The organism is Pantoea sp. Fr-CA_6 (assembly GCF_024520895.1).
Taxonomy (GTDB): domain Bacteria; phylum Pseudomonadota; class Gammaproteobacteria; order Enterobacterales; family Enterobacteriaceae; genus Pantoea; species Pantoea agglomerans.
Genome location: NZ_JALNPO010000072.1, coordinates 1 through 217 on the forward strand (window position 1 = coordinate 1; position 217 = coordinate 217).

A 217-nucleotide genomic window follows, 5' to 3' on the forward strand; every position below is an offset into this window, starting at 1 on the left:
TATACCGTCACCGTCGCGCCCGCTTCCGCCGTGCCCTTCAGCACCGGCGCGCGGTCGTCGGTTACCCCGCCGCTGGCGACTTCGCCCTGCACCTCACCCTGGGCGTCCATCAGCGCCGCCACGGCCGCCTCCGGTGCCATGGTGTCCAGCACCACGTTAAACGCGCCGGTCTCCGCCGAGGAAACCCCCGCCGCGTTCACCGCCGTCGCCGTCAGGT

Annotated in this window: 1 protein-coding gene; it reads right to left on the reverse strand. The window is 72.4% G+C overall.

The window, feature by feature from the left end; genetic code table 11:
* The coding region (locus tag NR201_RS22655; RefSeq protein WP_256850206.1) for a hypothetical protein at positions 1-217 on the reverse strand (217 nt) is incomplete at both ends.